At 68.7% G+C, this 10035-nt stretch carries 10 protein-coding genes; 9 read left to right on the top strand and 1 reads right to left on the bottom strand.

Translation table 11 applies throughout. The features are described 5' to 3' along the window. Positions 1 to 361, bottom strand: a 361-nt coding sequence (locus ACIHCQ_RS32645; RefSeq protein WP_399670508.1) for a hypothetical protein, incomplete at its 3' end; no start/stop codon positions are given. A gap of 926 nt (positions 362 to 1287) precedes the next feature. Between ACIHCQ_RS32645 and ACIHCQ_RS32640 the strand changes: the two genes are divergently transcribed. The 9 genes from ACIHCQ_RS32640 (at position 1288) to ACIHCQ_RS32600 (ending at position 9689) form a co-directional block, all read left to right on the top strand. After that, positions 1288 to 1467, top strand: a complete 180-nt coding sequence (locus tag ACIHCQ_RS32640) for a hypothetical protein (RefSeq protein WP_399670506.1) — start codon at positions 1288 to 1290, stop codon at positions 1465 to 1467. 85 nt (positions 1468 to 1552) lie between these two features. Further along, positions 1553 to 2350: a hypothetical protein gene (locus tag ACIHCQ_RS32635; protein ID WP_399670503.1), complete on the top strand. Its 798-nt coding sequence runs from the start codon at positions 1553 to 1555 to the stop codon at positions 2348 to 2350. A 507-nt stretch (positions 2351 to 2857) separates the two neighbouring features. Beyond that, entirely contained in the window at positions 2858 to 4105 is a 1248-nt protein-coding gene (locus tag ACIHCQ_RS32630; protein ID WP_399670500.1) for a ParA family protein, read from the top strand. Next, entirely contained in the window at positions 4102 to 5241 is a 1140-nt protein-coding gene (locus ACIHCQ_RS32625; protein ID WP_399670498.1) for a ParB/RepB/Spo0J family partition protein, read from the top strand. Before ACIHCQ_RS32630 ends, ACIHCQ_RS32625 begins: the two co-directional genes overlap by 4 nt. A gap of 247 nt (positions 5242 to 5488) precedes the next feature. Beyond that, positions 5489 to 5860: a helix-turn-helix domain-containing protein gene (locus tag ACIHCQ_RS32620; protein ID WP_399670495.1), complete on the top strand. Its 372-nt coding sequence runs from the start codon at positions 5489 to 5491 to the stop codon at positions 5858 to 5860. Continuing rightward, the gene (locus tag ACIHCQ_RS32615) at positions 5857 to 7440 is read left to right on the top strand and encodes a helix-turn-helix domain-containing protein (RefSeq protein ID WP_399670492.1); all 1584 of its coding nucleotides are present in this window, start codon (positions 5857 to 5859) and stop codon (positions 7438 to 7440) included. The genes ACIHCQ_RS32620 and ACIHCQ_RS32615 overlap by 4 nt, the downstream gene beginning before the upstream one ends. A gap of 3 nt (positions 7441 to 7443) precedes the next feature. After that, entirely contained in the window at positions 7444 to 8016 is a 573-nt protein-coding gene (locus ACIHCQ_RS32610; RefSeq protein WP_399670489.1) for a transcriptional regulator, read from the top strand. Between the two features lie 18 nt (positions 8017 to 8034). After that, positions 8035 to 8568: a hypothetical protein gene (locus ACIHCQ_RS32605; RefSeq protein ID WP_399670486.1), complete on the top strand. Its 534-nt coding sequence runs from the start codon at positions 8035 to 8037 to the stop codon at positions 8566 to 8568. A 131-nt stretch (positions 8569 to 8699) separates the two neighbouring features. Further along, positions 8700 to 9689 carry an ornithine cyclodeaminase family protein gene (locus ACIHCQ_RS32600; protein WP_399670483.1) on the top strand — a complete coding sequence of 330 codons (990 nt, stop codon included), beginning with the start codon at positions 8700 to 8702 and terminating at the stop codon, positions 9687 to 9689. Positions 9690 to 10035: the final 346 nt, after the last annotated feature.

Here is a 10035-nt window from a genome sequence, read left to right as displayed (position 1 = left end):
CCCGGTCGCGCAGGCCTGCCGGCACTCTTAGGGGCCATGCACGCACCGACTGCCGCAGGACCGGTGGCCGGTTTGCGGTGGGTGCCGCGTCGCTCGTGATCGCTTCGATTTCGGCACCGAGCGCGGCGACCATCGCCGTATTGCGGTGCCGGACCGTCATGGCCGTGCCGTCCTGCGCCTCCTCGAAGAGGCCCACTGTCAGCGACTGCCCCGCGACCTCGACCCGGCGTATCTGCGTCCCCGGCACGGTGACGCTCGTACGCCCCCGCCTCCAGTGCAGCGCACCCCGCTCCACCCACACCCGGGTACGGCCGGTGGCCAGAACAACCCCTGCCGCACGCCCAGCATTCGATTCCCCCACGCCAGCGCATCCCAGAGCCGGAACGTCAGCCATTGAAGATCTTTAGATGAAGTAGATCGTCGTGGCCATCACGCACTCGCATGGGGCCGTTCCGACCGAGGCCACACTCGCGAGCCCGGTGGCGGCGAGAACACCCGCAGCGCCGCGAGGGCTGCGGCGACGGCGGCAGAATGGTGCGCCCTGTCTCACTGGGGGCGGCCATCTTTCGTTGTGTGACCAGTTTGCACCAATCGTCGACGAAGGCCGTGGGACGTACGGCCCCCTGCAGCATGAGGTACTGGGCCGCACACTCCCCCGCCCCCACTCCCCCGCTCCCCCGCTCCCGCACTTCAATATTTACGCCCAGCTTGGAGCGTTCGGCGCGAAGAGGAGCGCTGCGGCCACACTGCAAGCGTGGGCTCACTTCGACTGCCGGGAAGGCACTTGCTCAAATCCTTGAGCGAGCGACTTGTCCTGGGCGTCTTGCTCGGAGTCGAGCGTGGCTGTCTGCGGTCTCGTCGTACTCCTCAACCCTTGGAGTGTCCTCGGTGCAGCAGCCTTTCCCCTGAGGCTTGCCGAACCTGAAGAGCGGGCCACAGAGCTAGCCGTGCAGCGCACACCCGCCCGCGCTTGCCCGGACAGGACAGTTCGGGGGTGGCCAACCAACTATCACGCCGTGATAATCCGCCGTCGGTGGAGGCCCGGCGGAGCGGTCCGAGCCGTGAGTATCACGCCGTGATAATCCGCCGCGCCCAGTGTCGGCAAGCCGGGGGACTGGACTCCGCGGAGCCGCGAAGCCTGATGGGCGTCGTGGCAGCCGGACTCAGCGACAGGTGCCCCTCCCACCGGGCACCCGCCCTGAGTGGGGGAGTGCAACGGGGGCAGCCTCTTCTCTTCAGCCTCTTGGTCCAAGAGGCTGGCTATCAGGTCGGCGAAACCCGTCCCGGGTGACGATCCGCAACCGCCGCATCGGCGCCTCCATTTCGTACGCCGTCGGACGCGACCAACTCGGCATCGAAGGCCTCGGCGCCATCCGCTTCTGGTGGCGGCGACGAATTGGCCGACCTGCTGAAATGCGGCTCGCGCTGGGTGGAGGTCCCGCGTTGAAGAGTGGCGATTCCCCGTGAACCCTCAGACGCCGACGTCCCCGGTCCGGCTGAGTCCCGGCGGGTTCCCAGTTTGGGAACCCGCCCGCGGGTGAAGATTTCGAGCATGGTGAGGAAGTCGAGCAAGGCCCGTCCCAAGCGGCCATCTCTCCGTCTGGGAGCGATTGATACGGCGGGCATCGCGGAGCGTCTGCGCGAGCTGCATCGTCTGGGCGATGACCCGGAGTTCGAGCGATTCCCCGACCCGGCGGAGCTGTTCCTGATGCTCCGGCATGCGGAGCGGATGGCGGGTGAGCTGAAGCAGCCCACGGAATGCCCGGTCAACGTGGTCGCCGAGGCCGCCGTGCTGCGCGCCGAGCTGTGGCAGTTCCTGCGCGAGCAGGCTGATCGCGGGCAGTTGAAGGCAATCGAGACCGGCCGATCCGCCGGGGTGCCCTGGCACCACTTTGCCCAGGCGCTGTGCGTGACGTCGAAGCAGGGCGCGTACCAGAAGGCACGGCGGCTGAAGGCCGAGCAGGTCCGCGACCCCGGCGAGCGCCGTACGCCCGAGGTCGCGCGTGACCACGAGAAGCGAGTCATGGCCGAAGAGCGGGCGGAGCGGGCGCAGGTCCTGGTCCAGGAACGCCGCTTCCCGCTCGCCCAGCGGATCGGCCGGCTGCTCCTGGAGCACCGCGACGGCATGGCCATGGACAGCTGGTCGACGTACTGGCTCGGCGAGCTCGCCGAGACCATCGACAACCGGGACGACGCCACCAAGCGCGCCCGTTTCACGGGATGGGTCGAAAGCTTCGTCCGGGCCATCCAGGCGCACGCCCGCGAGCGCAACCAGCCCGCCACCACCACCGAAGGTGCGCGCCAGGCGCTCGCGCTCGCTACGGAGTTCACCTGCCAGGAGCGCCCCTGACTGACCGCTGTACGTGGTTGCGGTCGCGCTTGCGAGATGGCTACGTCATCCCAGTGTCTGTGTACGAAGCTGCAGCGGGGCCGAGATCGGGTGCCGTGACCGGGTCATGCCCTTCACCCGAGTCGCCCGCCCCGCAACCGTGCCCTGCCCCACTACCTCGGCGGACGTGGAGTTCCGTACCGACGGCCAGTAGTTGACGCCAACCAGGACGGCCCGCTTCACGGTCATGAAACAGATGAGGCGCGGCGAGGGCGCCTGGAGATCCCGAACTGCTCGGCGTACGCAACGTCATCAGAGCTCGGGTGGGCCGTCGCGGAACACTCCGGCGTACGGCAATGGCCATGCGGGCACGGCACTCATGGCGGCCGGGCGGCCGGGCGGCACCGCCGACAGGCCGCAGGTGATGGATTATCACGCCGTGATAGTCCGCAGACCCATCCGAGCGAACTGCACCAACTAACGTGTCGATGGCTTCCAGTGACCGCCAGCGTTAGTAAGGTGTCTGCCATGAGTTCTCTAGAGACCCCGAGCGACCGCGAGAAGGTCGTCTCCAAACTGCCGGGATGGCTCCGGCAGGACCTCAAGATCCGAACTGCTCAACACGGCATCGACATCCAGTACGCGGTCGAGCAGTCCATCTCCGCCTGGACCGCCCTCGCCGCCAGCCCTGCCCCGGTCGACACCGCCGGCGCGGACTCCTTCGCCACGTGGCTCCCCCCGGGCCAGTGGGAGGACTTCAGGAAGATCTGCACAGATCGCAAGGTCTCCCTGATCCAGGGGCTGGCCCAATCGGTCCAGCTGTGGCTCAACACCCATCCGGCCCCTGAGGTCCAGCGGCCCGCACACCCCCGCCGCCGGATCGTCTGCAACCAGAAGGGCGGGGTCGGGAAGACCGCCATCGCCGCCGGGCTCGGCCAAGCACTTGCCGAGGACAGCAACAGCCTCCACCCGGTGCGCATCTCCAAGCACTTCGCCGCGCACCTTGCGGAGGGGGACACCGAAACCGCCGACCCGCTGAGTGTCGAAGAGCTGCCGGGCCTGGGGGAGAGGACCCTCCTGGTCGACTTCGACCCGCAGCGTCACCTCACCAAGCAACTCGGCCAGGAAGAGCTGCCCATGGGCGGCGACAGCCTCACCAGGCACATGGCCGGCGAAGCCAGGGGCCCCATCAAAGACCTCATCGTGCCCATCGTCGACGACCGCTTCGGTGGCCGGCTGGATCTTCTGCCCGGGTGTCAGGACGGCTTCCTGCTGGATGTCTCCCTGTCCAAGGTACGGGCACGCGAGGCCGCCCTGGAACGGGCGCTGGCCCCTGTCGAAGGCGACTACGACTCCATCATCGTCGACTGCCCGCCCAGCCTCGGCCTGAGCATGGACGCAGCCATCTACTACGGGCGCCGCCGCGACGGAGAGCAGCCAGGCGCGTCAGGCGCGCTGGTCATCGTGCAGGCGGAAGACAGCTCGGCCGACGCCTACGACCTTCTCACCGCGCAGATCGAAGACCTCCGCGACGACCTGCACTTGGAGGTCGACTACCTCGGCATCGTGGTGAACCTCTACGACCCCCGCCGGGGATACATCGCCACATCCTCTCTCCAGGCGTGGATGGACATAAAGGATCCCCGGGTCGTGGCCGTAGTCGGCGACCTGACTGAACAGCGCAAGGCGGTCCGCGTCAAACAGCCGTTGCTCTCCTATGCCCCAAGGAGTGAGCAGGCCGTCACGATGCGCGCCCTCGCCCGGGAGATCTCATGAGCCGCGTAGCCGATGAACTGGGCATCGGAGCCTCCTTCGGCAGGGCCCGTCCCGTCAGCGCCCGCCGCGCCGCCACCGCCGCGGTCACCGGTGCACGTACTGAAGGCGTGCCCGACCCGACGGAACTTCCCGTCCAGGTGATCAGCCAGAACCCCGACAATCCACGCGACCACCTGCGGAACCTGAACGACATGACGCAGTCGGTCAGGGAGCTGGGCGTCATCAACGCCATCACCGTGGCGACGGTGGACGCTTACCTGGCCGAGCGCCCCGAGCGCGCCGACGAAATCGACGCGGACACCCGCTACTTGGTTGTCGACGGGCACCGCCGGCTCGAAGCCGCCCGGCGCGCTGGACTGGCCACCATCAAGGTGATGGTGGACGACGCCCGCGTCGCCACCGATGAAGGGCTCCTGGAGGCAGCGTTCGTCGCCAACTACCACCGCGACGGGCTCACCGAACTCGAAGAAGCCCACGCCCTCGAGTCGCTGGTGAAGTACTACGGCAACCAGTCAAAAGCCTCACAGCGCCTGGGCATGGCTCAGTCCACGATCTCCTCCAAACTGTCGTTCCTGAAGCTCAGCCCTGAGCTGCAGGCGGACCTGGCCGCGGGTCGCCGGAAGATCGAGCACGTCCGTAACCTCGGCAAGCTGACGCCCGAGGAACAGCGAGCCCAGGCCGACGCGCGGGCTGAAGAGGCCCGGCGCGCCGCAGAGGAAACCAAGGCGGGGCACACGCCTCCGGTGTTGCCCGTCCCCGAGCAGCAGGCGAGTGCAGAGGCGGACATCCCACCAGCTGCAGCGCAGAAGAGCAGCCTCGTCCCGGCGCCGTCGCAGAACAGCCGGCGCCCGCGCCGGTCCAAGCCCGCGGAGGAGACGGGGGAGGTGGGGGATGCGGGGGAGAACGTCCCGGACCCGCGTCGCCGACCGACTCCCGGCCAGGACAGCGGCAACAGCGACAACGGCGACAACGGCGATAACAGCGACAAAGTAGCCCTGCCCTGGGAGAGCGGTGACGCCATGGCCGAGGTACTCATTCAGCGCATGGAGGAAACAGCCCTGCGACGCCTCACCATGCGGCTGATCGAGCACAACACCGAGACGAGAGAGGGCCGGCGCGCGGACGCGTCAGCCTGAAACGTACCGGCCCCGGCCCTGCCGCGGCAGGGCCGGGGGACCCAGCCGCCTCCTCTTCCCGCAGAGGAAAGAGGAGGCGGCTGTCTGTCACCGGACCTCTTCGGTTACCCGGCGAGGGGGCGGCGACAGGTGGGGGAGTCGAGGTACGTGGGAAGCCGCTCGATGCAGGACGCGCCCTGATGGAAGCAATTCATGTGATTACTGCATGGAGAAATTTCTCTGCGCCTTCTTTTGATAGTATTCGCGTATGGCGATGACGTTGCGCGAGACCCTGCAGCTGACGGTGGCGGCGTTGATGCATGCCACGGGCGATTCGCAGAGTGAGCTCGCGGACTGCCTCGGTTTGACCCAGACGCAGGTGTCGCGCCGTCAGGCCGGTCATACGGCATGGACGCTGGACGACTGCGACAAGCTCGCCGCGCACTTCAAGCTGCCTGTCCTGGATCTGCTGGCCGGCCCGACGCGCGCCTGCGAAATGCTCCCCTCCGAGCGGCGACGCGCTGCTCGCACCGCACGCACCGCACGCCAAGGACGCGCAGCTGCCGCTCCTGCCGACGCCCCGGCGGTCGCAGCGCAGCTGGGCAGGCCGTCGTTCTCGCACGACGGGGCCGGACGATGACCGGCTTCGAGTCCATTGACGCGCTGCTCGCCTCGGCCCGGCAGGACGTCCAGCTGCCGCCGGCCGAGGAGCGGCGCACCCTGCGCGAGAGTCTGAACCTGTCGCGCGGTCAGGTCGCGGGGGTACTGGGGGTGAGCCCCTCGACGGTCGGCGGCTGGGAGTCGGGCCGGGAACCCAGCGGCGAAGTCCGCGAGAAGTACGCCTATTTCCTGCAGGGCGCACAGGCGAGACTGAACGCCCAGAGCAAGGAAACCGCCACAGTGGCGGAAGCGGACGACCGGCCGCACGAGACACCAGCGGCATCAGCGGCATCAGCGCCACAGGACACCGTCGGCACCGACAGCGGCACGGCAGACGGGGAGCCCGACGAAGTCGACACCCTCGCCTCCCCGCAACCCTGCGTGCTGTGCGGTGGGCCCGCACACCACCAGGTGGCGGGATTCCCTCAGCACCTGGACCCGGCCGACTGCGCCACCACCAGCACCACCAGCACCACCAGCACCCCCGCACCCTCAGCGGCCCCGCCTCCGCCCAGTGGCGAGCGGCCGGTGAAAGTGGTGCCGGTCGGGCATCGCGTCCAGAGTGCGTCCGACATGCCGGATCTGATCGGCCAGGCTGTTGAGCAGGCGCTGGCCCAGCACGGCGGCGATGTCGAGGCCGCATCCGCCGCGTTGATCAAACGGGCCATCCCGGACGCGATGGTCCTGCTGGACGAAACCCGCAAGGGAGCGCGCTACGACATCATCGGCCACCCCTGGATCCCCGACATCCTCCGCAAGAAGACCGCGAAGGGCGCCGACGAGATCTGGGAAGCCCGCCCGAAGTGGACCCGCCGCGCCCTCCCGCCCGGCCGCCACGAGATCACCGCGCTGGACATGAACGGCGCCTACCTGTCCGCGCTCAAGACCCATCTGCCGATCGGACAGCTGGAGCACTCCACCGGCTCCGCACACGACCGCCGCCGCGCCGGCGTCCACCTCATCACCCCGCCCGCCTGGCACCACGAGGACCAGCTCCCCAACCCGATCGGCAACCGCGACGAACCCGGACCGCTCTGGGTCACCGAACCAACCCTGCGTCTCCTGCTGCGCCTGTCGGGCCCGAAGTACGCACTGTGCGAAGCGCCCGAGATCCACGAGTCCTACACCTCCGGGGCCACGGAGAATCTGCTGGAGAAGTTCCGCATCACGCTCAAAGACGCCCGCGACCAGGCGATCGCCGACAACGACGACATCACTCTGGAGTACGTGAAGGCGATGTACTCCAAGTTCGTCTCCACCATGGGGGAGTCGAACTACAACCGGGAGCTGTACCGCCCGGACTGGATGCACCTCATCCGCTCCCAGGCCTTCGCCAACCTCTGGATGAAAGCCCTCAAGGCCCACCAGGAGGGCCTCATCGTCGTGCGGGCCATGGGTACCGACGAACTGCACGTCGTCGGCGACTGGCACAGTGTCTTCCCACAAGGCCGCGGTGTTACCGAGGTCAAGGTCAAAGACATCTACACCGTCGGCACCGACCCCGACCCCGACCCGGCAGCCGCCGGCGACAGCGACAGCGATGAGACGCGGGAGGACTAGCAGGTGCCCGAGCGCAACATCGAGTTCGGCAAGTTCGGCGCCCGCGGCATCAAAGGTTACGAGTTGGTGGCCCGTCAGCTCGACGCCCTCGCCGGTTTCATTGTCACTCCCATCACCCAGAAGCGCGGCCTCATGGCACGCCTGCACTACCTGACCCGCACCACCCACGCCCGCGAGCAGGCCCGCGCGGCTGGCCTCACCGTCACCGACCGCACCCTCAAGTCCTGGCTGGACGGCAAACGCAGCCCCTCGCGCAAGAACCTCGAGCGGATCGACACCGCCTACCGCACCGTGCGACGCCAGAACGTGGCCCGCCACCTGACCCGCCGCCTCAACAACCGTGGCCGCGGGACCAGGGTCGAGATCCACCCGCTCAACCAGTCCCAGGTTCCACGCCCGAACCAGCGCGTACTGGAATACCGCACCCTCAACATCCGCCACTGGGACCGCATCGTCCAGGCCTGGGCCGCGGGCGACGACCAGGGCCTCGACGACGCCTGGATCGACCAGATCGTCGACCTCGGTTCCCAATGGGGCCAGTACGAATACGTGTCGAACATCGGTTTCGCCGCCTGACCGATGGCGTGTAACTCGATGACCCAGATATTGCGCACCGGGGCGCGGCGGCGCCGCGGCAGTCTGGAGATCGAGCCCGGACTCGTACGGGCCGACTCCGACGAGCTGTTGCACGAGTCCCTCGACGCGCTCGGCCTGCCGAGGGAGTACGCCGCCGCGGTGCGCGGCCACCGGGACGCCCTGGACGCCCTGCGCACCTCCAACCGGTTGTGGACCTACTTCAGCCCCGCGGAGGACATCGCGCCCGGCGAGCGTACGGGCCGGTTCCGGATCGGCGGCGATCAGCACGCCGCCGTCGCGTCGGCGGACCAATGGGGGGCAGCGCGGCGCCGCGCCGGTACTGACCGGGTGCTGACGCGGACACGTTCGGGATCCCCAGGGGAAGCCCAGGTCCACATCACCATGGTCGTCTCCGCGGTCGACACAACCGAGGGCCTGCTTATCGCGGCCCCGGCCGACCGGCATCACCGGCCTGTCGTAAGCGCCGGCCGAAAGACGCGACGGGCCCCCTGGGAATCTGCCATGACATCCCAAGGGTCGGCGAACAGGTGAATGTGCTCAGATATGTACGGATGAACGTGCTCAGGAGGGCGGCGCGTCGTGTCCGGGGCGAAGGGGCCGTGGGCAAGGCTCTCGCCTGAGCGGTCCTTCATGGGACAGCGGCCAGCAGGAGGTTGAGGCGGATGCTTGTCCTTGGGCGCTCACAGATCGAGGCGCTGCTTGACGTGGACCGGCTGATCGACGCCTTGGGCCCGGCGATGGCGGACCTCAGCGCGGGCCGCGCCTCCGCGCCGAACCGCATCGCCGCGCTGGTGCCCGAACGGGAGGGGTTCCTGGCGGCCATGCCAGGTTATGCGCCATCGGCGGGGGCGCTGGTGAGCAAGCTGGTCTCTCTCTTCCCGCACAACACCGGGACACTACTGCCGACCCACCAGGCGCTGATCGTTGTGTTCGATCCGGACAGCGGCGAGCCGACGGCCTTGCTGGACGGTACGGCCATCACGGCGATGCGGACCGCGGCTTGCTCGGCGCTGTCCGCCCGGCTGCTGGCCCGTGAGGACGCGGCGGTGCTGGCGGTCCTAGGCACGGGCGTGCAGGCACGCTCCCACGCGCGCGCGATGTGCAGGGTCCGCCCGATCCGCCAGATTCGGGTGGCCGGCCGGGATCCGGCGAAGGCGGCGGCCCTGGCCGATGAGCTGTCGTCCGAGCTGAAGACCGACATCCGGGCGTCGTCCACCTACGCCGAGGCGCTGGACGGCGCGGACCTCGTCTCAACGGCCACCCACGCGCTCGAACCCGTCGTCCGCCGCCCCTGGCTGGCGCCCGGGGTGCACATCACCTCGGTGGGGTTCAATCCCGCCGGCCGTGAGATCGATGACGCCACGATTGCTGAAGCGCTGGTGTGCGTCGAATCGCGGAAGGCCGCGCTGGCGGCCTTCCCGGCGGGCACCAACGATCTGCTGATGCCGATCCGCCACGGCGTCATCACGGCCGAGCACGTCCACGCCGAACTGGGCGAAATCGTCGCCGGCAAGCGACCTGGACGCACCTCGCCGGATCAGATCACCCTCTACAAATCGGTCGGCGTGGCAGTACAGGACGCCGCCGCTGCGGCCCTGGTCGTCACCGCCGCCCGCGACCGGTCAATCGGCGAAGATGTCACGCTGCGATGACACCTGGGCCCGCGTATCGAGTCGGCTGGGGCGGCAGGCAGGAGTCCAGCGCGGCGACGTCGTCGCACAGCCGGGCCCGCCGTGGCGCACCTGGAGCTAAGTACCAGATGGCGGAGGGGACTTGCGGGCCAGGCACCGGGCGCGCGCAGGAGACCTGGGTCGAGGAGCTCCGCCTTGCCGGGCACGTAGGTGTAAAGAGCCATGAAGGGGCGTCCGAGCCGCTCGGCCACCGCGATCGCCGCTTCCGCGATGGCGCCGTCCGGCGCCCCGCGCCCCGCACTCCGCGTCCGGTACAGGGACCGTGCCGACAGAAACGTATTCACGGACACGAACAGCATTCAGGTTG

Source organism: Streptomyces sp. NPDC052236, assembly GCF_044548015.1.
GTDB lineage: Bacteria > Actinomycetota > Actinomycetes > Streptomycetales > Streptomycetaceae > Streptomyces.
The sequence above is the reverse complement of the archived record's forward strand: the minus strand, read 5'-3'. Positions and strand labels throughout refer to the sequence as shown.